This is a genomic window from Paraburkholderia madseniana (assembly GCF_009690905.1).
Taxonomy (GTDB): Bacteria; Pseudomonadota; Gammaproteobacteria; order Burkholderiales; family Burkholderiaceae; genus Paraburkholderia; species Paraburkholderia madseniana.
In genome coordinates this window covers 1-24,099 of sequence record NZ_VOSW01000063.1, presented here as the reverse complement: position 1 = coordinate 24,099, position 24,099 = coordinate 1, and the positions used below count along the sequence as shown (strand labels likewise).

General features: G+C 60.7%; 23 protein-coding genes. 11 read left to right on the top strand and 12 right to left on the bottom strand.

What is annotated here, in order from left to right; all coding sequences use genetic code 11:
• Window positions 1–47 precede the first annotated feature (47 nt).
• The 10 genes from FSO04_RS28995 to FSO04_RS28950 form a co-directional block, all read right to left on the bottom strand.
• Entirely contained in the window at window positions 48–713 is a 666-nt protein-coding gene (locus FSO04_RS28995) for an SRPBCC family protein (RefSeq protein WP_154564960.1), read from the bottom strand.
• Between the two features lie 9 nt (window positions 714–722).
• Window positions 723–1,604, bottom strand: a complete 882-nt coding sequence (locus FSO04_RS28990; RefSeq protein ID WP_154564958.1) for an NAD(P)-dependent oxidoreductase — start codon at window positions 1,602–1,604, stop codon at window positions 723–725.
• A gap of 15 nt (window positions 1,605–1,619) precedes the next feature.
• The gene (locus tag FSO04_RS28985) at window positions 1,620–3,974 is read right to left on the bottom strand and encodes a xanthine dehydrogenase family protein molybdopterin-binding subunit (RefSeq protein ID WP_154564956.1); all 2,355 of its coding nucleotides are present in this window, start codon (window positions 3,972–3,974) and stop codon (window positions 1,620–1,622) included.
• Window positions 3,967–4,455: a (2Fe-2S)-binding protein gene (locus tag FSO04_RS28980; RefSeq protein WP_154564954.1), complete on the bottom strand. Its 489-nt coding sequence runs from the start codon at window positions 4,453–4,455 to the stop codon at window positions 3,967–3,969. The genes FSO04_RS28985 and FSO04_RS28980 overlap by 8 nt, the downstream gene beginning before the upstream one ends.
• Before the next feature lie 3 nt (window positions 4,456–4,458).
• Complete coding sequence (locus FSO04_RS28975; protein ID WP_154564952.1) at window positions 4,459–5,334, bottom strand: FAD binding domain-containing protein; 876 nt, start codon at window positions 5,332–5,334, stop codon at window positions 4,459–4,461.
• Window positions 5,331–6,434 (bottom strand): ABC transporter ATP-binding protein, encoded by a 1,104-nt coding sequence (locus FSO04_RS28970; protein ID WP_154564950.1) that lies wholly within the window; start codon window positions 6,432–6,434, stop codon window positions 5,331–5,333. Before FSO04_RS28970 ends, FSO04_RS28975 begins: the two co-directional genes overlap by 4 nt.
• A 19-nt stretch (window positions 6,435–6,453) precedes the next feature.
• Entirely contained in the window at window positions 6,454–7,341 is an 888-nt protein-coding gene (locus FSO04_RS28965; protein ID WP_154564948.1) for a carbohydrate ABC transporter permease, read from the bottom strand.
• 3 nt (window positions 7,342–7,344) lie between these two features.
• Window positions 7,345–8,262, bottom strand: a complete 918-nt coding sequence (locus tag FSO04_RS28960) for a carbohydrate ABC transporter permease (protein WP_154564946.1) — start codon at window positions 8,260–8,262, stop codon at window positions 7,345–7,347.
• Window positions 8,263–8,269: 7 nt separating this feature from the next.
• The gene (locus FSO04_RS28955; protein ID WP_154564944.1) at window positions 8,270–9,598 is read right to left on the bottom strand and encodes an extracellular solute-binding protein; all 1,329 of its coding nucleotides are present in this window, start codon (window positions 9,596–9,598) and stop codon (window positions 8,270–8,272) included.
• A gap of 274 nt (window positions 9,599–9,872) precedes the next feature.
• Complete coding sequence (locus tag FSO04_RS28950) at window positions 9,873–10,121, bottom strand: hypothetical protein (RefSeq protein WP_154564942.1); 249 nt, start codon at window positions 10,119–10,121, stop codon at window positions 9,873–9,875.
• Window positions 10,122–10,919: 798 nt separating this feature from the next.
• Between FSO04_RS28950 and FSO04_RS28945 the strand changes: the two genes are divergently transcribed.
• The 7 genes from FSO04_RS28945 to FSO04_RS28915 all read left to right on the top strand — a co-directional run bounded on the left by FSO04_RS28945 (window position 10,920) and on the right by FSO04_RS28915 (window position 16,421).
• Entirely contained in the window at window positions 10,920–11,909 is a 990-nt protein-coding gene (locus FSO04_RS28945; RefSeq protein ID WP_154564940.1) for a CobW family GTP-binding protein, read from the top strand.
• A gap of 25 nt (window positions 11,910–11,934) precedes the next feature.
• A complete protein-coding gene (locus FSO04_RS28940; RefSeq protein WP_154564938.1) occupies window positions 11,935–12,438 on the top strand; it encodes a DUF1097 domain-containing protein in 504 nt (167 codons plus the stop codon).
• A gap of 25 nt (window positions 12,439–12,463) precedes the next feature.
• Window positions 12,464–13,207 carry a nitrile hydratase subunit beta gene (gene nthB, locus FSO04_RS28935; RefSeq protein ID WP_154564936.1) on the top strand — a complete coding sequence of 248 codons (744 nt, stop codon included), beginning with the start codon at window positions 12,464–12,466 and terminating at the stop codon, window positions 13,205–13,207.
• Window positions 13,208–13,240: 33 nt separating this feature from the next.
• A complete protein-coding gene (gene nthA / locus FSO04_RS28930) occupies window positions 13,241–13,882 on the top strand; it encodes a nitrile hydratase subunit alpha (protein WP_154564934.1) in 642 nt (213 codons plus the stop codon).
• Window positions 13,883–13,884: 2 nt separating this feature from the next.
• A complete protein-coding gene (locus FSO04_RS28925; protein WP_154564932.1) occupies window positions 13,885–14,232 on the top strand; it encodes a nitrile hydratase accessory protein in 348 nt (115 codons plus the stop codon).
• Window positions 14,233–14,308: 76 nt separating this feature from the next.
• Window positions 14,309–15,364 carry a HoxN/HupN/NixA family nickel/cobalt transporter gene (locus FSO04_RS28920; protein WP_154564930.1) on the top strand — a complete coding sequence of 352 codons (1,056 nt, stop codon included), beginning with the start codon at window positions 14,309–14,311 and terminating at the stop codon, window positions 15,362–15,364.
• A 55-nt stretch (window positions 15,365–15,419) separates the two neighbouring features.
• Window positions 15,420–16,421 carry a GlxA family transcriptional regulator gene (locus FSO04_RS28915; RefSeq protein ID WP_154564929.1) on the top strand — a complete coding sequence of 334 codons (1,002 nt, stop codon included), beginning with the start codon at window positions 15,420–15,422 and terminating at the stop codon, window positions 16,419–16,421.
• Window positions 16,422–16,452: 31 nt separating this feature from the next.
• Here FSO04_RS28915 and FSO04_RS28910 read toward each other — a convergent pair whose 3' ends face one another.
• Window positions 16,453–18,093 (bottom strand): phospholipase C, encoded by a 1,641-nt coding sequence (locus FSO04_RS28910; RefSeq protein WP_154565006.1) that lies wholly within the window; start codon window positions 18,091–18,093, stop codon window positions 16,453–16,455.
• A gap of 748 nt (window positions 18,094–18,841) precedes the next feature.
• On the opposite strand from FSO04_RS28910, the gene FSO04_RS28905 reads away from it, so the two are divergent.
• From FSO04_RS28905 to FSO04_RS28890, 4 genes are all read left to right on the top strand, one after another.
• Window positions 18,842–21,607, top strand: a complete 2,766-nt coding sequence (locus FSO04_RS28905) for a TonB-dependent receptor (RefSeq protein WP_166618267.1) — start codon at window positions 18,842–18,844, stop codon at window positions 21,605–21,607.
• A gap of 23 nt (window positions 21,608–21,630) precedes the next feature.
• On the top strand, window positions 21,631–22,707 hold the full coding sequence (locus FSO04_RS28900; RefSeq protein WP_154564925.1) for a YncE family protein: 1,077 nt from the start codon (window positions 21,631–21,633) through the stop codon (window positions 22,705–22,707).
• A 105-nt stretch (window positions 22,708–22,812) separates the two neighbouring features.
• A complete protein-coding gene (locus FSO04_RS28895) occupies window positions 22,813–23,424 on the top strand; it encodes a MotA/TolQ/ExbB proton channel family protein (RefSeq protein WP_154564923.1) in 612 nt (203 codons plus the stop codon).
• 31 nt (window positions 23,425–23,455) lie between these two features.
• Window positions 23,456–23,866 carry an ExbD/TolR family protein gene (locus FSO04_RS28890; RefSeq protein ID WP_168435882.1) on the top strand — a complete coding sequence of 137 codons (411 nt, stop codon included), beginning with the start codon at window positions 23,456–23,458 and terminating at the stop codon, window positions 23,864–23,866.
• On the opposite strand, the gene FSO04_RS47250 is transcribed toward FSO04_RS28890, so the two are convergent.
• Window positions 23,863–24,099 (bottom strand): hypothetical protein (locus FSO04_RS47250; RefSeq protein WP_206753082.1); only part of this gene is annotated, 237 nt, incomplete at its 5' end. The two genes, FSO04_RS28890 and FSO04_RS47250, sit on opposite strands and share 4 nt — an antisense overlap.

Genomic DNA, 24,099 nt, shown 5'->3' with positions numbered 1-24,099 from the left:
AACGCTGAACTACAGAACGAACAAGCTTGCCATCGCGACGCGGACCGTCAGCCCGCGTGCCCAATCAAAAATCCAACCAGCAAACCGAACAGCCCCGAACCCGCACCGACCAGCCAGACCCGCAGACCCGATGTCGGCCCGGGTTTGGGCGTGACGGTGGACGGCTTCGTCTCGCCGTGCGGCTGACCTTGCACGCCGCCGGTCAGCGGCGCGTCGTCCGGCTGCGTCTGCGGTGCCGGCTCGATGAGTTGCATAGCGTCCACGGGGGCCGCCTCCTTTTCGATGTGCGCCTTCAGCGCGCCGAAGAAGGCGTCGAGATTCTTGCCCGTCGCGGACTGAATCAGGCGGGACCCCACGCTCATTAGCTTTCCGCCGATTTCGACATCCGCGTCGTACACGAGCACGGTCACCTCGGCTTGCGGTTCGAGTTGCACGCGCGCAGTGACCTTGGCAAAGCCAACCGCGCCCGCGTTGCCCGTGCCGACAATCGTGTAAGCCCTGGGCGGATCGAGATCCGACAGCTCCACATTGCTCTTGAAGGTCGCCGCCACCGGACCCACGCGAATCTGCACGGTCGACTCGAAATGCCGCTCGTCCAGCATGGCGAGCGATTTACACCCGGGTAGACACGCCTCGAGCACGGCAGGGTCGTTCAGCGCACGCCACACGGTCTCGGGTCGTGCAGGGAGAATGCATTGATCAGCTAGCTTCATCGCCACACCTCAGCGCTCGTAGAGTTTGAAAAGCGCCTGGGTACCGTTGCGCGTAAAGCCTTGCTCGGCGAGCTTCTGATAAAGGCTGCGCACCAGATCCAGACCCGGCAATTCACGTCGCATGTGAGCGGCTTCCTCATGCGCAATCCGCATGTCCTTGATGAAATGCTCGATAAAGAAGCCGGGCGCGAAATCGCCCTTCGCGATGCGCGGCCCCATGTTATTCAACTGGAAGCCGCCAGCCGCGCCGCCGCCGATCGCGCTCAGTACGGTCTGCGCATTCAGTCCGGCACTGTGCGCATAGGCCAGGCCTTCGCACACGCCTAGCATCGTCGATGCGATCACGATCTGGTTGCACAGCTTGGTGTGCTGACCCGCGCCCGGTCCGCCTTGCAGCACGATGTTGGTGCCGAGGCAGCGCAGCATCGGCTCGACGCGCGCGAGCACGTCGGCCGCGCCGCCCACCATGATGGACAGCCGTCCCTCGCGCGCGCCGACATCGCCGCCTGAAACCGGTGCGTCCAGCATGTGCACGCCGCTGGTTGCAGCGTGTGCGGCTAGCTCTTCGGCCAGTTGCGGGCTCGAGGTCGTCATGTCGATCAGCACGGCATCGCGCCGCGCGTTCATGATCAGACCGTCGTCGCCGAGGTACAGCGCGCGCACGTCGTCAGGCATGCCGACGATCGTGATGACCACGTCCGATGCTTCAGCGAGCGCCTTCGGGGTGGCGTGCCAGGATGCGCCTGCCTCGATGAGCGGCTCGGCCTTCGCACGCGTACGGTTATAGACGTGCAGCGGATAGCCGGCTGCGGCGAGTCGCGCCGCCATCGAGGCGCCCATGATGCCGAGGCCGATAAAGCCGACAGCGGGTTTGCTTGCAGATTGATTCATAATTGTTTGATCCGGTCAGAGTTTGTCGCGCAACAGGTCGCGCAACAGCATGGGAGTCAAAGGATGACGGTCGGCGACCACGCCGAATGGCGCTAGCGCGTCGTTCACGGCGTTGGTCAGGGCGCCGAGCGCGCCCATCACGCCGCCTTCGGCCATCCCTTTGATACCCGCCGCGGTCGCGCGGCTAGGCGTATGCAATGGGATGATTTCGAAATTGGGTAATTCGGTCGACGTGGCGATCAGGTAGTCGGCAAGCGAACCCGTCACGTTCTGTCCCGTTTCGTCGTAGCGCGTATGCTCGAACAGCGCACCGGACAATCCCATCGCCACCGCGCCATGTTGCTGCCCTGTCACAACGGTGGGATTGAGCAGCGTGCCGCAGTCTTCGGCGATCACGTAACGCGCAAAATGGATCGCACCGGTGGCCACGTCCAGCTCGATCTCGCATCCGTGCGTCGAATTCGAGTAGGTCATCGGCGGCGGATCGTAGGTCAGGTGAAACTCGAGTCCAGGCGTGAGGCCCTGCGGCAGCGAAGTAGGATCCATATAGGCACTCCGCGCCACGTCGGCGAGCGTCAGACCCGCGTCGACCCACGTGTCGCCGCTACGGCGCTCGACGCGCGCATCGACAAGGCGCAGCGAGTCGCTATCGGCCAGGTCGAGACGGCCGGCGGCAATTGCGAGCACCTTGCGGCGTGCATCGAGCGCGCACAAATAAAGCGCGCCGCCGCCCGCCGTGCCGCTGCGAGCGCCGCGGCTGCCCATCCCGTATGGCGCAATATCGGTGTGGCCCAGATGAATACGCACGCTCGACGGATGCACACCCAGGCCTTCGGCCACCGCATTGGCCATCGCACTTTCATAGCCCTGTCCGCTGGGGCCGAGACCCACCGATGCGTTCACGACACCACTCGGCTCGATACGGATCCAGCTTGCCTCGTGTCCCGAACCCGGAATGCCGGCCGATTTATAAAAGCGCGAACCGTACGTCGTCGGCTCGACCACATTGCACAGGCCAAGCCCAAGATAGCGCCCGGCCGCCCGCGCCGCCTGCTGGCGCGCGCGAAACGCGTCGTAGTCGAAGGCTGTCAACACCGCCTCAAAGGTCTGCGACGGCGTGATGTCGGCCAGCAATTCGCCGGTGGCCGTGCGGTACGGCAGTTCTTCCGGCGTCAACAGATTGCGGCGGCGCACGTCGACCGGATCCAGCTTCAGTTCGCGCGCGATCGCTTCCATCGTGCCTTCCATGACCCAACTGGTGATGGACATCGGCGCGCGCATGGGTGCATTGCCGCATTTGTGACTCAGCACGACCTTCACGTCGAATGCGTAGTGCTGCAGCCGGTACGGTCCGCTCAACACCATCGCGACGACGCGCGCGAGATAGTTCGCCGGAAAGAAGCAATACGCGCCGAAGTCTTCGCGGATCTCCAGATCGAGCGCGAGCAGCGTGCCGTGCTCATCCACCGCGGCGCGCGTGCGGCAGAAGTCTTCGCGCGAATTGGCCGCTGCGGTCAGATTCTCGAGACGGTCTTCACGCCAGCGCACCGGCCGCTTCAGATGACGCGCGAGTGCAGCGACGGTCAGCTCTTCGCGGTACAAGGCGATTTTCTGACCGAACGAACCGCCGACGTCGGGCGAAATCACCGTCACCTGCGACTCGCTGAGTCTGAGCCGTTGCGCGAGCTGAGTGCGCAAAGGATGCGGCACCTGGGTTCCGATGTGGAACGTCAGGTGGTCGCGCCCGGCGTCCCAGACTGCTGCGCAACCGCGCGTTTCAATGGGCACATGGGTCTGCCGCTGCTGCTGAAAGGTCGCCTCGACCACGCGGTAAGCGTGCTTGCTCACGCTATGCGGGTCGCCGTTCGAGTACGTCTGGTGCGACACCAGGTTGCCGGGCACCCCGGGGTCGACTTGCGCAGCATCGGCTTCGAGCGCCTGCCACATATCGGTCACCACAGGCAACGGCTCGAACTCGACCATGACCTGCTCCGCCGCATCTTCCGCGAGGTACCGGTCCGTGGCGACCACACACGCCACAAGATCGCCCTGAAAGCGCACGATGTCGGTCGGCATCGTCGGGAACTCGACCGGCAACAAGCCTTCAACCGGCGCGGCGACACGCATCGGCGTGGTCCACTGCGCCAGCTCCCGTCCGGTGACGACGGTCACGACACCAGGCATGCCGGCAGCCGCCGTGGTATCCACTGAAACGATCCGCGCATGTGCATGCGGCGAGCGCACGAAGCTCACGTGCAGGGCGCCCGCGATTTCGATGTCGTCGAGATAGCGGCCATAGCCCGTCAGCAGGCGATAGTCTTCGGTGCGCGGCACCGCCTTGTTGAGATAGCGAAACGTCTGCTCAGACATCGGCGCTCTCCCCTCGCATCCGCGCGGCCGCGCGCAGGATCGCCCGCACGATATTCTGATACCCGGTGCAGCGGCACAGGTTGCCAGAAAGCGTCTCGCGCACCTCGGCCTCGGATGGGCTTGGGTGCTCGCGCAGATAAGCCTCGAAGGTCATCACGATGCCGGGTGTGCAAAAACCGCACTGCAGGCCATGACATTCGTGCATCGCCTGCTGCAGCGGAGAGAGGCGGCCGTCCCGCGCGACAGCTTCGATCGTGGTGATCTGCACTTCGTCCATCTGAACAGCGTACGCGAGGCACGAGCGCGCCGGACGGCCGTCGATCAGCACCGTGCATGCGCCGCATACGCCGTGCTCGCAGCCGACGTGCGTGCCGGTCAGACGGCAGTCTTCACGAAGCGTATCGGAAAGGAGCTTGCGAGGCTCGCAATGCACTTCGTGACGGGTGCCGTTCACATTGAGATAAATCGTTTTCTTTTCCATGACTCACTTCGAGGTCGCGTTGGCCGACTGCGTCGCGCGTTGCAACGCGCGCGCCGTGAGCGCCTTGACGAGATCGCGCCGGTAAGCGGCGCTGATGTCCGGTTGATCGTACGGATCGATAGCGCCGGCCACCGCGTCGGCGATTGCAGCCAGCGTCGGTGCATCGACTGGTGCACCGACGAAGTCCGCAGCAAGTTCGTTCAGCACGAGTGGAGCCTCCGCCACGCCGCCGAGTCCAATGCGCAGGCTGGAGAATCTGTTGCCGTCGAGCACGGCGGTGAGTGCGCAAGCCGCAATCGCGAAGTCGCCGTGCCGCCTGCTAAAGACTTCAAATGCGTGCCGCTCGCCCGGGCGTGCAACCGGGAAATGCACGGCTCGAATGATTTCTTCAGCGGCGAGATCGGTCGTCATCACCGCAATCAGGAACGCTGTGGCCGGCACCTCACGGCTGCCGTCCGGTCCGGCAATCTCGATGCGCGCACCCAGCGTGCTCGCGATGAGCGGCATTTGCGCGGCGGGATCCGCATGCGCAAGGCTGCCCCCAAGCGTGCCGCGCTGACGGATCGCGTAGTGCCCAACGGTCGCGGCCGCATCCGCGAGCAGCGGGCAAGCGGCGCGCACCGTGCTGCTGGTGGCCACCTCGTGATGACGCGTCATCGCGCCAATGGATAGCGAATCACCCGTAAGCGTCACGCCGCTGAGTTGCGGCAACGCGTTGAGGTCGATCAGATGCGCCGGCTGCGCAAAGCGCATGTTCATCATCGGCGCGAGGCTTTGCCCTCCCGCGATGACTTTGGCGTCGAAGCCGTGCAGCGCGAGCAGCGACAGCGCATCTTCAAGCGTGTGAGGCCGGTGATACGAAAATACCGCGGGTTTCATGCGTTCTGCGCCTTCAGGTTCACGCCGCTCGCCTGATCGAAAAGGTGCAGACGGCGGCGGTTGATCGACAGGGACACACGTTCGCCGACCTTGCAGGAACGCTCCTTGCCAACACGAAAAAACATCGACTGCCCCAAACATTGCAGGCCGATAAACTGATCGGACCCAACCGGCAGCAACGAGCCGATGTCGCCTGTCAGCGAACAATCGGTCGAGTCGCCATGCTCGTCGATGTCCTCGGCACGAATGCCGGCCGACACTGCCCGGCCACTGCATCCTGCGAGCAGGCGTTGCGTCTCTTCATCGAGGGCGAGCGCAAGATCGCCGCTGCGAAAATGCAAACCGTGGTCGCCTTGCATCAGCACGCCGTCGATAAAGTTGATCGGCGGGCTGCCGAGGAAATTGGCGACGAATTTATTGGCTGGCCGTTCGTAGATGTCGTCGGGCGAGCCGATCTGTTGCACGATGCCCTGGCGCATCACGACGATGCGGTCGGCGAGCGTCAGTGCTTCGGCCTGATCGTGCGTCACGTACACGAAGGTCGTCTGCATCGACTGATGCAGTGCCTTGATGCTCGCGCGCATCGACACGCGCAGCGCCGCGTCGAGGTTCGACAACGGTTCGTCCATCAGAAAGACCGCGGGCTGGCGCACCATTGCGCGGCCGAGTGCGACGCGCTGGCGCTGCCCACCCGACAGTTGCCCGGGCCGCCGCTCCAGCAGATGCTCGATTTCAAGCGACTGCGCGGCCGCGCGCACCCGCGCATCGATCTCCTGTTGCGGATATCTGCGCATCCGCAGGCCGAATGCGATGTTGTCGTACACGTTCTTGTGCGGATACAGCGCGTAGCTTTGAAACACCATCGCCACATCGCGCCGGTGCGCCGGCAAGCCGTTGACTTCGACGTCGTCGAACCGCAAGCTGCCCTGAGTGACCTCTTCCAGTCCGGCGATCATGTTGAGCGTCGTCGACTTGCCGCAGCCGGACGGTCCCAGCAGAACGAGAAACTCCTTGTCCCTGATCTGCAGATTCAGGTTGTCCAATGCGACATGCCCGTTTGCATACTTCTTTCCCACCTGCCGAAATTCGATTTGAGCCATGACCTTTCCCTTTATCCCTTTATCCCTTTACCGCGCCGGCAGTCAGACCAGACACGATGTAACGCTCGAACACCACAGCGATGATCACTGGCGGCACGATCGCGACCACGCCGGCTGCGTTGATGAACGAAAAGCTCGTTGTGAAATCCGATGTGAACGACGCGACGATGATCGGGACGGTCTGCGACGCGGCGGTTTGCGTAAACATCAAAGCGAACAGGAACTCGTTCCAGCTAGTCAGGAACGTGAACATGATGACGGCGACGAGCGACGGCACCGCGAGCGGCAAAAACACCTTCAGCAAAGCCTGAATCCGCGAGCAGCCGTCGACTCGAGCCGCCTTGTCGAGCTCGTCCGGTAGCGATTCGAAATAGCTAAGCAACATGAAGACGCTGAACGGCACCGTAATCGCCAGATAGGTGATGATTAGCGACCCGACGCTGTCGAGCAGGCCGAGCTTGCGCACAAACAGAAAGAACGGCACGACGAGTGCGATATCGGGAATCACGCGGGTAGCCAGCATGAAATACACCGACAGATCGCGGCCGATATAACGGATCTTCGCCATCGCATAAGCGGCGGGAACGCTGACGAGAAGGTTCAGCAACACCACCGCAGCGGCAACCACGAGGCTATTGCGCAGCGCCGGCAACAGGTACTGCGCGGTGGACGGAATGAACGCGGCGTTGCCGTCCTCCGACGCTGTGCCGGTGCTCGCCGCGACGATCGCCTTGAAGCTGGACAGCGTCGGCGGATGGGGAATCCAGTGTGGCGGAATGGACGTGATATCCGCTTCGCGCTGCAGAGAAGACGACAGCAGCCACGCAACCGGCGCCAGCACATACAGCAACATCACGATTGAACCGGCCAGCAGCGCCATGCGTTTGACAAAGAGAGAAGATGACATCGCTTAGAGCCTCTTGCCGAGTAGGCGAATGATGGCGTACGACATCGCAAACGTCGCAAGCGCGAGCACATACGCGACCGCTGCACCGGTACCGAACGACAGGTTGCGGAAAGTCTCGACGTAGATATGCCAGGAGAGCACGTGAGACGCGTCGGCCGGACCGCCCTCGGTCAGAATGAAGAAGAGGTCGAAGTGGCGCACGGCCATCATCGCTTCGTAGATCATCACGAGCATGAAGCCGGGACGCATTGCCGGCAGCGTCACGTGCACGAACCGGCTCCACAGGTTGGCGCCGTCTACCCGCGCCGCCGCGTACAGGTCCGACGGAATAGACTTCATCGTCACCAGCAGCAGGATGGTCGCGAGCGGTACTTCCTTCCATACGAATGCGTTGCAGATCAGCGCCAGCGTCTTGTGCGTGTCGCCCAGCCACACCATGTACTGGCCGATCACGCCAAGCTGCAACAGCAGTCCGTTGAGCGCGCCGTACCCTGAGTCGTAGATCCACTTCCACATCAGACCGTCGACCACATACGGAATAGCCCATGGAATCAGCAAGGCGGTCGACAGGATGCGCCGGCCGCGAAACTCCTGATTCAACAATAGCGCCATCAGCGTCGCGATAGCCATGATCGCGAGGACCGACACGACGGTGAACCATGCGGTGCGCTCGACCGCGGCCCAGAACATCGGATCGCGGAAGGTCTGGATGTAGTTGCCCAGCCCGACGAACGACACGCTGTTCATACGCGTCAAATGAATGTCGAACAGGCTCGTCCAGAACGAGTAAAGCACCGGAAACACGGCGACTGCGAGCAGCACCAGCATCATCGGCGTCAGCAGCAGCATTGCGCTACGCTGATCGGAAGGCGCCACGGAATGTCTGGCAAGCCAGCGGCGGCCCAGGGCTTGAACACTCATATCGACCTCAGGCTTTGCTCAACGCGGTCCACTTCTGCGCGGACTGTTTCAGTGCGTCGGCTACGCTCGATTGACCGAGGATCGCCGCTTGCCATGCCGTACCGTTGGTCTCGTCCCATTCGCCGAACCAGCGCGTGATCACATCCTTCTTGCGGGCCAGATCCTGCTGCTTCTGAAACATCGAGAAATCGCCGTACTTTTCATACGCGGTGCGGACTTCCGGGTCGTTAAAGAGCGGCTTCACGCCGAATGCCGTGCCGGTATCCAGGAACATCGCTTTCTGGAACGCATACTGGCCGTCGAATCGTCCGCCGAACGCTTCGATCAGGCGCGTCGCCTCGGCGGCCCGCGTCTTGTTGGCGCCGGCGGCAGCGCTCATCGCGTGCATGCGCATCCACGCCACCGTGGCGTGCGAACCATTCGGGCCGGCCGGCATCAGTGCCTGTTTGATATGGCCCGCGACACGCGACTGGCGCGGATCGTTGAGCGCCTGAACCCGGTAGCGAGGCAACAACGCGAACGCGTGATTGCCCGACGCCACGGCCTTGAAGCCGTTCAATTCTCCCAGTTCGACACAGGCGGGCGAAACGATGTGGTGCTTGTTGACCGCGTCGGCGACCCATTGCAGCGACGTGACTGCGCCGTGCTTCGGATCGTCCATCACTGCCTTGCCGCTGTCGTCGACAAAGCGGCCGCCGTTGGAAAACACCAGCGACGACATGAACTCGATCAGCCAGCTTTCGCGTGCCATCGACAGCATCAGCGGGTATTGCGAGAGATCCGCATTCTTGATCTTCAGCGATTGCGCGACCAGTTCGTCCCACGTTGCAGGAGGCGCCGCGATGCCCGCCTTTGCGAGCTTGTCCGCGTCGTATAGAAACGCCATGTAGTCGGTGTAGTACGTAAGACCGTACTGACGACCCTTGTAGCGCATCGATTGGGTGCAGAAGTCCTGCACCTCGCCGTTGTACTTGAGCAGTTGCGGATAGCCGTCGAGCGGCGCAAGCCAGCCCGCGTCGGCCCACTCGGGCAGCCAGCCGTCGGACACCCACAGCACGTCGATCGGCGCCTGGCCGACGAACTTCGTCACCATCGCCTCGCGATACTGTGCGAATGGGAGGTTGTTGTAGTTGACGTTTAGTCCAGATTCCTTTTGAAACGGCACGAGCATGCGCTTCACCGTATCGACGCCCGCCGACCAGGTATGGAGATTCACGCTGTCGGCAGCGAAGGCCCGTGACATCCCGCCCATCAAACCGGAAGCAGCGAGCCCAGCGCCCGCCGACAACTGTAGAAATCGACGACGACCGTTCCCGAATCTATTGACCTTACTCATGGTTCGCTCCGACCGCCTGCGCGGCGCTGTTCTCACGTGGCGTAGCCGCTGGTTCGGCTACCTCTTGAGACGCGAAGATATCTTCGAGAAAATAAATCGTCAACTGACGACATACGTTTTCCGAAAATTTTTTTACCTGTCGATGGCGCAGACCTGCTGAGCACAGCCGGTCGTTTCATCATACCTTTCCAAGCGGGTTCCGCAACGTCCGCGAGCTTGGCCTTCATGGCTTGCCCGCGCCTACCATTTAACAAATACATCTTCACATGACGACTTATTGTTTGATAAAGTATATCGTCAGGGCGTAAAAAGCAGCCCCGCCTGCAACCTGGGCATAGCCACGTTCGTCCCATGCTGTCGCGAAGCGAGCCTTATCTTTGTCTGCTGACGGCTGCATGTACGTCAACCGGCGGGGCTGCGAGCCGGCCGAGCAATCCGCTTCCGGTTCTTTGCCCATGTCTTTGTCAACCCGCCCGTCAGGCATGGTCGGCTTCAAACGGTTCAGCAACGCGGCAGTGGTCATTGCCTGCGCCGAGCCGGCGCACCGCATCCGCAAAGGACCATTCGACTTTGTGGAACTGGGCTTCACGGAAACCGTGGTGCCCGCCATTTGAGAGGCACTGCTTACAGCACGATGAAGTGACCTACCGACAGGCCGCTTCTCACATAGACCAGATATTTAAACCGGAACCCTCCATTCATGTACTTCCTCGCTGCCTTCATCTCCAAACTCGCCACCGGGCACGCCTTCACTCGTGCGGAGTCGAGCACCACCGCAACGCGCAGAAAGAAATCGCGCTTTCCCTGGCTTTAGTCGTCGATGGCGTTTCCGCCCGCGACGAGGTATGGCATTAGTTTGGGTAATATCACGCGTCAGACGAATGCCTGGCGCCCGCGCAACCAGCTCATCGGCGCCACGCGCCAGCTGGAAAATCGGCTTCATGGTCGTGTCGCTGCGATACACGATTTGCATTACTATTTAATTCGGCATTGCTGAAAGGGATAACTTCACTCGTAATCCGCGAGCCATCCTCGCAACGCCGCCCTCTCCTTACCTCCCCCCCCACTCCACCGCACTGCACTGCATATTCACGGAGCATTCCGCACCGTCGCGGCGCATCGAATCCCACATCTGCACCAGCGCTTGGCATCGAATTCATGCTGCATCTTCGTGCCATTTTGTCCTCATTTTCCCTATCGGACAAAAACCGCCACATTTTCAGTTCATTCGGGACAAGCTGATTTCCGGCACAGACGGATGACGGCGACAGGCCTGGTACTCGCTCTATTGAGTCAGCCTCGATCAGCAACGGACTCTCTCATGAATCGCACACCCACACCGCGCAAGCTTCCCGTCACCATCATCTCCGGGTTTCTCGGCGCGGGTAAAACCACCCTCGTCAATCAGTTGCTGCAGCAACGCGCGCCGGGATCAATCGGCGTGGTCGTCAACGAATTCGGCGAAGTCGGCATCGACGGGCAACTAATCGTCGCCGAAGAACGGACGCTGGTCGAAATCAATAACGGCTGCGTGTGCTGCACGGTGCGCGCGGACCTCGTCGGCAGTGTGAAAGCGCTGCTGGCGCGCCCGCAGACCGGCGCGGCACCCATGCAGCGCCTGATCGTCGAGACATCCGGACTGGCCGATCCGGCACCGGTCCTGCAAACGTTCCTCGCCGATCCCGACCTGCGCGAATCCGTGGATCTCGAATCGGTCGTCACTGTGGTCGACGCACTGCATCTGCGCCGACAACTCCAAGACGACATTGCGCGCGAGCAGGTTGCCTTCGCCGACGTCATTCTGATCAACAAGCTCGACCTGATCACGAAAGACGCGCTAACCGCTATCGAACAAACAATCCGTTCATTGAATCCAACCGCCGCCATCATCACGTCGACCCGTTCGCAAATCCGCGCGGACGCTCTGCTGGGTATGCGTCGCTTCTCGCTCCCCACGCTGCTCGCGATCGAGCCCGATCTGCTCGACGAGGGCGCTCACGACCACGAACACGACACGTCGATTCAATCGTGCGCGCTGGTCGAAAAGGGCGACCTCCATGCGACACGCTTTAACCGTTGGATCAATGAACTCGTGCAGCAGCAAGGCCAGCAACTGATGCGGATGAAAGGGGTCCTCAACTTCCACGCCGAAGCGCGGCAGTTCCATTTCCATAGCGTGCATATGTTGCTGGAAGCCGAACCCGGACGCGCATGGCTGAAGGACGAGCCGCGCGAGAACAAGCTCGTGTTCATCGGCCGCTATCTGGATTTTCCGCAACTACGCGAATCGTTTCTCAGCTGTATCCACTAGCCGCACTTACCTCAAGGAGTCTGCAATGAAGAAGACTGATGCGCTTACCGTCAGTATCGGCGTGCTCGCCGTCGTCGACACCTACATCACGGCAACGGTGTTTCCGGTCCCGGTGTGGGTCACGTTTATCGCGTGGGCGTCGTTCTTCGTGGTCGGCGGCGGCCCGCGCGGCTTCATGCAGAGCGTCGCATCGAACCTCGCCGGGCTGGCCATCGCGTCGCTCTCGCTGTTGGCGATCGCCAATACCGGCCCGGCGCCGCTCGCCGTAGCGATTTGCGTCGGTGTCGGGAGTGCGACGATGGTACAGGTGTCGAAACTGAAGCTACTCAATGTGCTGCCCGCCGTCGTGTGGGGCTTCGCTTCGACAGTCGGCACCACGGTCACCACCGGTAAGGCAATCACCACGGTCGGCATCCAGAACCCCGCGTTGGTGGCCGCCGCCGCACTCGTCACCGGCGCCGTCTTCGGCATCGTCTCCGAAGCGTTCGGCGAAGCACTGAGCCACAAGCCTCAGCCTCAACTCAACTGACCTCACACTTCAGGAACCGCACACCATGAAACTACAGCACAGCCTTGGCGGGCTCGAAAACCTCGGACCCGTCAATGTCGAGACACGGGTTTTCGTCGAACCATGGGAGAAGCGCATTTTCGGCATTCATACGGTGATGATGGCGGAAAGCACGCATCTGTCGGACGCGCTGCCAAAGTACCCGGTGGCGACGCTGCCTAGCACGTTCAGGAATACGTGGACCTGGGCGTCGCTGCGCACCGGCGCCGAAGGCATGCAGCCGTTCGAATACTTCAAATACCGGTACTACGAAAAGTGGCTGATGGGGATCTCGCAATTCTTCGTCGATCAGGGTTATGTATCGGCCGACGAACTCGCGCAGAAGACCGCGCATTACCGCGCCCATCCAGATGCACCGCTGCCTGCACAGCCGAATCCGGCAATTGCCTCGCAGATCAACGACTACCTCGCAAAAGGCGATTCGGGGCTGAACGCACTGAAGCAGACACCGCGTTTCGAACCCGGTGCCGGGGTATGCATAGCCGATCCGGCCGCCGTCGATCACACGCGTTTGCCGGGCTACCTGCGCAACAAGCGCGGTGTGATCGACCTCGTCTATCCAGGTGCCTACTCCTACTTCGTTTCAACCGGGCCCGACGGCATCGGCGAGCCAATGCCCGTCTATCGCGTTGCATTCAAGGCCGAGGACATCTGGGGCAAGGACAAGAGCGAGCCTAACACGACGATCTACGCCGATCTATACGAAGCGTATCTCGATGCATCGAACTGAATCTCTACACCCATTATCTGGTACGGAACTAACATGAGCGAACTTTTCAAATACGACGACGAGCGCGAGGCCGCCAGCGCGGCCAAGGTACGGGCGCTCGAAGCGCTTCTGATCGAGAAAGGCGTGCTGGGTAGCGACTCCGTCGATACCGTGCTCAGTCATTTCGAAACGATGGCTGGCCCGTTCAATGGCGCAAAAATTGTGGCGCGCGCGTGGATCGATCCGGCGTTCAGGGAACGCCTTGTCGAAGACACACCGAAGGCGATTGCGGAAATGGACTTGCCGGCCGGCATGGAAGGCGCGGAAGGCGAACACATGGCCGCCGTCGCCAACGGCGACGGCGTTCACAACCTCATCATCTGCACGCTCTGCTCCTGCTATCCCTGGCCCGTGCTCGGTCTGCCGCCCTACTGGTACAAGGACCCGGTGTTTCGCGCGCGCGGCGTGCGCGAACCGCGCGCCGTGCTGAAGGAGTTCGGCGTACCAGTTTCGGACGATACAGAAGTCAAGGTATGGGACAGCAGCGCGCAAATCCGCTGGTTCGTCATCCCGGAGCGACCCGCCGGCACCGAAGGCATGAGCGAAGCAGAACTTGCCGCGCTCGTCACACCCGAAGCGATGATGGGTGTGGCGCTGGTGCCCTCGCCTTCTGCATCGCCGCGGCCGGCGGTCTGATCATGTTTACCCGGTTCGAGGAATATGCCGCCTCCTGCATGCTTGGACATCCGGACTCCCCACCGCGCATGCAAGGCAAACTGCTGTTCGACAAGCCATGGGAACGGCAGGTATTCGGGATCGCGCTTTCGCTGTCGAAGGCGGGGCACTTCGAGTGGGAAGACTTCCGTCAGAATCTCATCGAGTCGATCGCCGAATGGGAAGACGGATACTGCGCGGGGCAACCGCCGTGGGATTACTACGAGCGCTTTCTGCTCGCCCTCGAAAAGACCGTGGCGCAGGCTGGCGTGCTGTCGGCCACAGATATGGCGTCGCTGAAGCTGCGCGCGTTGCGTCCGTCCAGCAACTGAGCCGCGCCCTTGCTTCCGGCGTTCGGATCAGAACGCCCGCGATATCGCATAACGAAGTTTCATCAGGATATCTACCATGCTCAAGCAACTGTCCAATGTACTCACCGGATCCGATCCGCAGGTCCAGCGCAAGCTCTTCGGCATCTACGGCCTGCTGTTGGCGACTAATGCCGCCGCGTGGATCTGGGCGTTCGCTTCGTTCTGGGACCACCCGGTCCTGCTCGGCACCGCGTTCATCGCCTACGGACTGGGCTTGCGCCATGCGGTCGATGCCGATCACATTGCCGCGATCGACAACGTGACCCGTAAGCTCATGCAGGAAAAGAAACGCCCTGTCGCCGTGGGTTTATTTTTCTCGCTCGGTCACTCGACCATCATCGTCATCGCCTCGCTCGCGGTCGCAGCAGTCGCAAGCGTGCTGAACACGCGCTTTGCCCAATACAAGGAATTGGGCGGACTGATCAGCACGTCGGTATCGACCGTCTTCCTGTTCGTGATCGCGTTCCTGAACCTACTGATTCTGAAATCGATCTTCCAGGCATGGCGCCACGTACGCGCAGGGGGCGCCTACGTCGACGACGACTTCGACATGCTGCTGGCCGATCGCGGCTTCCTCGCGCGGATCTTTCGTCCGATGTTTCGGTTCGTCGCGCGCAGCTGGCACATGTTCCCGCTGGGCTTTCTGTTCGGACTGGGTTTCGATACCGCGACCGAGGTGAGCCTGCTCGGCATGTCCGCGTCGCAGGCTTCGCGCGGCATTTCGCCATGGGCGGTAATGGTGTTCCCGGCGCTTTTCAGCGCAGGGATGTCGCTGGTCGATACGCTCGACGGTCACCTGATGCTCGGCGCCTACGGTTGGGCGTATCTTAAGCCGATTCGTAAGATCTACTACAACATGACGATCACGCTGGTGTCGGTCGCGGTCGCGCTGCTGGTCGGCACGATCGAGGCCTTGGGCCTGATTTCTGACCACTTGAAGCTCGAAGGCAAGCTGTGGGATGCTATCGGTACGTTGAACGACAACTTCGGCACGCTGGGCTACGTCATCATTGGTATCTTCGCCGCGAGCTGGCTCGTGTCGATGGTGCTTTACCGAACCCGGCGCTTCGACGAACTCGAAACGAGCCGCTAAGCGAGCGCATGCGGCATGCGTCGCGCCAGCCTCGGCTCCATTTTGACTGACACCTATGCGCAAGATCACCGTCGGAATGGTCCTGTTCCCCGGATTCCAGTTGCTCGATATCGCGGGCCCCAAAGACGCCTTTGCGGAGGTCCGCATCCTCAGTCAGGGGGCGTGCGAATACGAAATGCTGACGATCGGAACGACGCGAGGCAGCGTGCTGTCTTCCAGCGGGCTGACGGTCATGCCGGACCGGACCATCTTCGATCCGTGTCCGCATTTCGACACGGTGATCGTGCCCGGCGGCCTCGGCGTATTCGAAGTACTCGAAGACTCGACGCTCAGCGAATGGCTCGCGAAGCAGCACAAGAGTACCAGGCGGATCGCCGCTATCTGCAACGGCGTTTTTGCTTTCGGCGCCGCCGGCATGATCGATAACCGGACGGTCACGACACACTGGATGGACGCCACGCGTCTTTCGTCGATGTTTCCGAAGGCGAAGATCGAACCCGACCAGATCTATGTAAAAGACGACCGCCTCTACACGACCGCAGGCGTGACCGCTGGCATCGATCTCGCGCTGGTCATGATCGAAGAGGACTTCGGCAGGAAAATGGCGCTCGACGTCGCGAAGTATCTGATCGTGTACGTGCGCCGCGCAGGCGGCCAGTCGCAGTTCAGCCCGTTGCTGGAAACCCAGGCCGCCAGCGATTCCCAGATCCAGTCGATTCAGCAGTACCTGCTCGACAATCTTCATCTGAATCATACGACCACGTCGCTTGCGCGTCGGCTCAAAATGAGTCCGCGCAATTTGTCCCGTATCTTCACCAAGGAATGCGGCGTCAGTCTCATCGCATTCCTGAACGACGCGCGCATCGACGCCGCGCGCCGCTACCTCGAAAGCACCCGCCACCCGATCGGCGAAATCGCGAAGCGTTGCGGTTTTGAGAGCGCGGATACACTTCGGCGCACGTTTAGCCGCCGGCTTCAGATCAGTCCCGTCGAATACCGGCAGCGCTTTCGCTCCGGCAATCCGGTGAACGAAGCGGTCCGCGAATCCGGCCGATAACCGGGATTCTTTCAATTTCACACACAGTCGACTAGCGCAGTGGCTGGCCGGTCACTGCATCAAGAAACAACTTGGAGTTCTCAGCCGAGCCGAAGTCGAACATGTTATTGATTGTGCCGGCCATGACATCGAATGAACCTTGCCCAACGCGCACCCCGCTCAGCCAGTTGTCTTCGATGAAGCGAAGAACAGAAGTTTGGTCGGTCAGCGTATGATCGACGTAGTTTGCCTTCGCGTACGGCGAGACCACAAGCAGCGGGAGACGCGGACCATACCCGCAGCGGCCCTGCACCGGTACACCTGTTAGCCCATCGAGCGGTGTGCCTCGGCCGCAAGTATTCGGACCGTTGAGCGCATCCTGCGTGCTTGTCGATCCGTTGACGACGTGAGATACGTGGTCATACCAGCCGTCCGAATCGTCGTAGGCGAGCACGACCGCCGTGCTCTTCCAGTCGTCCTGTTGCTGGAGAAAGTTGATTACCTTCGTCACGAACGCCTGCTCATCGAGGGGGTCCGAATTGCCCGCGTGCGCATCCTGGTACGCCGGCGCCTTAAGAAAATTGACGGCAGGGAAATTCCCCGCGCTCACCGCCGCGTAGAAGTCGTCGATGTCATATTGATGGTTTGCGCCACCGTCACTGCTGGTGCCGATTGCCGCAACAGACGCGGGACGCTCGTGCTTCGGATTAGCGGTGGACGCGTAATACTGGAACGGTTGATGATGCGACACGTAGTCGACCTTATAGCCCTGCACCACCGGCGAATATGAGCTGCGCGCGCAGCCGGTCGTTCCGTTCGCATTCCTCGCGCCGAGGTCGAAGCCACCTTCAAACCAGCCCCACGAGATATTCTTCGCGTTCAGCAGGTCGCCGACATTCTTCCCCTGCATACTGATTGTCGTGCCCTTGGAACAGACGTCGCCCGTCGGATCGAGGTCACCGACGACTGTCAGGCCGTCGGCGCCGTCGCTAACGATGTTCCGATTGTTCGTATTCGCGGGTGCCACCGTCGCCCCATTCGTCTGCCCGGAGATCAGGTTCAGCGCACCAGGCGTGGATGGGCCAAACGTCGTGTCGAACGAGTTGTCGTTTAGCGCGAAGTGTTGCGCATAGTTCCACAGCGCGGTAACGGTGTTGCCGTCGTAATACCCCATCACGAGCCCCTTTGTGTACAAGGCACTCGAGCCGCCTGTTGCCGAGGTGCGGCCGGTGTATTTCGGAAACAGGTCCATCGCGCCACTATCGAATGCCAATTGCTCCGGCTTGTAGGCGTGATCTTGTGACGCCGTAAGCGCCTGCGAGCGATCGAGACGGAATGGATCTGCAGCGCCGGAGCCGTTGGCGGCGTTCGTCGAATTCGGATTGGACCTGAGTAGCCCGTCCAGTAGCCCGTTGATCCGTCGCGTATTGGGCAATGTGCTGAAGGTCGGCTCACCTGCCGGGTTCAGCGCATTCGGGTATGTTCCAAAGTAGTGATCGAACGAAACGTTCTCGCCAAATATCACGACAAGATGTTTGATCGGGGTAGCCGTCTGCACTCCATCCTGGGGCCGTGGTACCGAGGCAGTTGCGACGCTCGACGTGACGTCGGCTTCATCACCATACGCTCCGAGTGAGACAGACAGGCAAAGCGCTAGTGCAGTTGCCAAGGGAAATTGCCGACGAACCAACATCATGTCTATGTCTACCTATTGAAGTGTTTCCCAATGCATCGCTTTGCGAACGGAACACGCCCATTCTCGCCTGCGCCGGTGTCGTAACTGTTAAGCGACGATTACGAGTTCGTCATCTTCCATCGGAGCCGTCATCTCCGCGTGACTGAGATGACATGTGACCCACACTACAAATGCATATCCGCACCCTCCTCTCGCAAGCATATGCGCGATGAGAACACGGTGGTGTCTAAGCTTTTGCCGCCTCCCCGGCCACCATCCGCCGGCTCAATCAATGATCGTCAAGTGAAGATATTTATCGTACATCATTCCACTCATATCATGTTGAAGCAACATCGACACAACATCTACCCACCATTTTATAGGTCTGTCACGCTCAAAAACAGAGCGTACACCGACTAAAAACAATGTCGTCACATGACGACTACACTTCCGCATTCATTACCAACGATGACACGCTAGCGTCACAGTAGTTCCGTAAAACGTCTCCCTCGGCGAAGGTGAGCGCGTCGGACATGCGATTCATGATGTCGATCCGATCAACGTCGATGAATACCTGCGCTAGTTAGGCGGCTTGAATCATTTTAGTCATCCTATTTAGCTGTTTACACGGCGCAATTTTCGAGAAGGTGCCGAACTTTTCACAGTCCTGACACTACAGACGTGGGCAACCAGTCGGGATGTTTGCAACGATTGATGGAGAATCAACATGCCGCACAGGCATATGGCAGGGTTGTTGGTCGGATTGATGAGTAGCACAATTATGACCGTCGCACATGCAGCGGACATGGCGACTTTGCAGGGTCACGTGTTGACAAGCGCGAACAAGCGTCCGCTTGCCGGCGCTCGAGTTCAGATTCGCGAGACGGGGACAAGTACCACCACCTCGGCTGACGGCGCCTTTCGTTTCACCGGGCTTCCGGTGGGCAGATACACACTGGTCGTCACGCCCAGTCGCTCATCCGCGGTCGAACGGACTGTGGTGGCGCGCGCGGACAACACCACAAACGACGACGTTATCGTGGACGCACCGGTTGCCTCGCTCGACCACGTGACCGTCGCGTCGCAGCGCACCGCGAACGTCGTCGCACGTGCGACTCAGCAGAGCGCTCCGAACATGGTGACCATCCGGACCGCCGACGACATCCGCAAAGCCCCCGACGTGAGCGCCGCTGAAGCCGCTGCGCGCATTCCGGGCGTGTCGCTCGAGACGGACTCCGGAGAAGGCCGCTATGTCAATATCCGCGGCCTCGACACCAACCTGAACAGCACCACGTTCGGCGGCATCCACCTGCCGCCGACCAACCCGGCTTCGGCCCAGAACGGGGGGCGTGCTGTCGCGCTCGATACGATTCCGGCCGGCATGATCGGGCAGATCCTCGTGACCAACACCAACAAGCCCGAACAGGATGCCGATGCGCTCGGCGGCACGATCGACATTTCGCCTCGCACGTTGCCCGCTTCGGGCAAGCCGTTCCTGGATGCCAAGCTCGGTTCAGGTGTCGAAACGCTGCGCGGGAGCACAGTTTCGGATGTCGAGATGACAGCGGGTGCGCGCTTCGGCGCGCACGGTATTGCCGGTCTCGGCTCGGGCATCACGTCATATTCCGACGCGCCGTTCACCTTCATCGGTACCTTTGCCTACAACCAGGACCACCGCGGCGTCGACGACGAAGAAAACGCCTATGTCGATGCGCCCGGCGTACCGAACAAGGCCTACGCGCAAACCGACCCGCGTTACTACAACTATCATCGCAAGCGCCTTGGCTACGGCGGCGAACTGGACTTTCAGCCTAACGCCGACAACAAGTGGTATTTCCGCTATTACAACTTCGGCTATACGGAGAACGTGAACCGGCAAGATCTCCAGACCAACTTCACTGGCAATCCGGTCCAGAATGCGGACGGCACGCTCACGGATACGGCGACCTATGCGAAGGGATTGCGCGACGAGAAGGAGACGCTGCGAACGCAACTTTTTGCGCTGGGCGGTGAAAACAGGATCGGGCCCGGCAAGATCGACTATCGCGCCGGCTTCACCAGTGGAACCTACGACAAACCGTACGACCTGAATTCGACGTTCAACAACGGCGCCCCGGCCACAGTGACGTATTACCCCGGCTCTGACTTCGCGACGCAATCGATCGTGTCAAGTCCGAACCCGGCTAATCCCGCCGGCTACACGCTGGGCCAGATCGTCAACTCGTCGCAGTACGTCAAGACCAATGAGTGGTCGGCCAACGTCAACTACACGCTGCCGACTCACTTCACGAGTGCCGATGACGAACAGTTCAAGTTCGGCGCTGGCCTGCGCCGAATGACCTTCGCCAGCGCGCAGAGCAACTACACGTACTCGCCGGCCGCGGGAATCCCGCTGTCGCAGGCGGTGTTCGGCGCGCCGAACGTTTTCTACAACGGCATGTACAACATTGGGCCGTCCATCAGCGATGGCGTCATGAGCGGCATTTATGGCGCCGCTGCGGCCAACGGCAACGTAACGGGTAACCCGTTGAAGGACGCCGCCGCGTTCTCGGCCATCAACGAGAACATCTATAGCATGTATGGCCAGTATCAGTTCGGCTGGGGCCGTCTGGGGGTGCTGGCGGGTCTGCGCGGCGAATGGACGCAGGATGCGTTCAGCGGCAATCTGATCAACGGCAGCTCCGTCACGCCAAACCAGACGTCGAACAACTACTTCAACCTGTTTCCGTCCCTGCAGTTGCGCTACGATTTCACGCCGACGCTGGTGGGTCGCGCGATCTATTCGAGCACGATCGCGCGTCCGGGCTTTGCCCAGAGCAGTGCGTCGGTCATGGCCGATCCGGGGACGGGAACTGTGACCACCGGCAACCCGAACCTGAAGCCGACCACTTCACAGAACTTCGATATTCAGTTCGAGAAGTATTTGCCGCATGGCGGAATCATTTCGCTGGGCGCGTTCGACAAGTCAATGTCCGACTACGTCGTGGGCGAGACATCCACCGTCTTCAGCTCGCCTTATCTCCAGGGGTATTCGGGCCCCATCAAGCTCGTAAGCTTTGCCAATGTCTCGTCGGCACGTGTACGAGGTATCACCGCCAACTATGAGCAGCACTTCACGCAGTTGCCGGGATTCCTGAGCGGCCTGGGCGCGGACGCGAACTGGACATGGACCAATTCACACCTGGACATTCGCCCGGGTGAAGACCACACGCTGCCATCTGGTCCGCGCAATTCGTATAACGCCAGCGTGTTCTACGAGCGTGGTCCGTTGGACATGCGCCTGTCGGCCTCCTATGTGGGCAAGAGCCTGTGGGCAGTGGGCAGTTCTGCTGCAACCGACGTCTACACCGCATCGCGCTTCTCGCTCGACTTCGGCGGCAGCTACCAGATCAGAAAGGATGTGGGCATCTATCTCGACGTGCGCAACATCCTGAACACGCCGTTGAAGTTCTACGAGGGGTCGCCGGACCGTCCAATCCAGCGCGAGTTCTACGGCCCGACCGTGATGGTCGGCGTGACGATCAACGAATAACTTTCTTAACACGGTTGAAAATAATGAAACTCAAAACATTTGTGCAATCTGCAATGGCAGTCGGTCTTTCGTCGACGTTGTTGTGCGGCGCGCTGCAGGCTGCACCGGTCGCCGAGCACGCGCAGTTCGAAGTCGCGAAGCACTATACGCTGGGTGGCACAGACGGCTGGGACTACGTTGGGTATGACCCGGTTCGCCATCACCTGTTTATCAGCCGCGCCAGCCATGTCCAGGTCGTTGATACCGATACGGGCAGGCTGGTCGGCGAGATCGAAAACACCGATGGCGTGCATGGCTTCGCGTTTGTCCAGAACCAGAAGCTCGGCTTCATCACCAACGGCCGTGCCGACACCATTACGGTGGTCGATCTCGACACGTTGCGAACCGTCGACACGATCAAAGCGGGTGGCCCTGACCCTGACGGCATCATGTATGCGCTCAACCTGAAGCGCCTCTATGTCAGCAATGGCCATGACAACAGTGTCAGCGCCATCGACCCCGCCACTCGCAAGGTCGTCGCGACGATGCCTGTCGGCGGTAAGCCTGAATCGCTCGCGGCCGACAACGACGGTCGAATCTTCGTCAACGTCGAAGATAAGGGCGAGATCGTGGCAATGGACGGCAAAGCGAACAAGGTGCTCGCTCATTGGTCGATCGCGCCTTGCGAAGGGCCGTCCGGACTCGCAATCGATACGAAGGCCGAACGGCTATTCACCGTCTGCGCCAACAACCGGATGATGGTGATCGACGCTCGCTCGGGGCATCAGGTGGCCCAGTTGCCGATCGGCGGCCATCCAGATGCCGCCGCCTTCGACCCGGTGCTCAAAACCGCGTTCAGTTCGAACGGCGCGGATGGAACGCTGACCGTGGTGCATGAAGACGACGCGGATCACTACACCGTGCTGCAGAACGTGCCGACACAAGTGGGCGCGAAGTCGATGGCGCTCGACAACGACACTCACCGCGTATTCCTGGTGTCTTCGAAATTCGGTTCGGCCCCCGCTGTGACGGCCGACAATCCGCATCCGCATGCGAGCGTCGTACCCGACACGTTCAACGTACTGGTCGCACAACGCAAGCCGCAGAGCGTCGGCAACTAACGTATAGCCACTGCCTCAACCGCGCCACCGGCGGCATCGCAACGGCGATACCGCCGGTAACGTCGGAAGGTGACACATTCAAGACACAACGTAGAGGGTAGCACCATGCTTCGCAGCATTATCGATTCATCGGCTCAGTCATTCGGCTTGTTGCCTTTGATGGCACTGATCTTTCTGGCCGCGCTCGCCATCATCATCGAACGGCTTATCTTCTTTAGCACCTCTGTGCGCAAAGGCAGCAGCCTGGAATACGACCTCAAGCAGGTCGGCCGGGCAAGGGCCGACGACGTCCAGAAACTGATTCACCATTACCAGGGATCGGTACAAAGCGAACTGATGAAGTCCGCAATCGAATTGCAGGGCCAACCGGCCGAACACTTCGAGCGCGAAGTCGAAGAAAGCATCATGTTCCAGATGAGAAAGCTCGACCGCAATCTGTGGGTGCTGGATACCGCTGTGACGCTTGGGCCGTTGCTGGGCCTGCTGGGCACCATCATCGGCATGATCGGTTCGTTCAACATTCTGGGCGCGTCGGGAACCAGCGACCCGATGGCTGTGTCCGGCGGCATTGCCCACGCACTGATCGCCACTGCCTGCGGCCTGACGATTGCTCTCGTGGGCGTCGTGGCGCTGAACTACCTGAACAAGCGGGTACGGATGGTTCTTCTGCAAATGGATCTCATCAAGTCCATGCTCGTCTCGCGGCTCGCCGCGTGAACCGCGACCACCCCACATACCGGAGAACACCGTGAGAAACCATCGGGCTCACTACTTTGGCAATGACGAAAAACCGCGGATCGAGATCATTCCGATGATCGACATCATGATGTTCCTGCTGGTCTTCTTCATGCTGGTCATGCTCAAGATGATCCAGGGCACTGGCCTCAAACTGGAATTGCCGCAATCGTCCACGGCTGCGCGGCTCGACACGGTCGCCGTGACCGTGGGCGTGGAAAAGGACGGAGAATTGCACCTCGACCGTAATGACATCTCTGCGCCGCAACTGACAGCACGCCTCAAGGACATGGAGGCCACGAAGCAGGTCAATGTCACGATCGCAGGGGACAAGGGGGTCGAATATGAAACGATCATCAAAACCATGGATCTGGTGCGCTCTGCGGGGATCAGTTCAGTCGCGCTCGCGACCGATGTGGACTAGCCTCCGGAGTCAATCAGAATGAACATGAGTATCCCCGGAAAACCCCGTGGCGCGCTGTGGCCGACCGAGACGTCACGGCCACGAGCCCGCAACGCAATGTCGATCGCGATCGTCGCTGCACTTGCGATCGAAGGCGCGCTAGTAGCGGCCGTGATGTCGATGCGGGTGCCGACGCCTACGCCAGCACCCGCGACGCCCGTTATGCAAATGCGGTTCGTAAAAGCCGTTACACC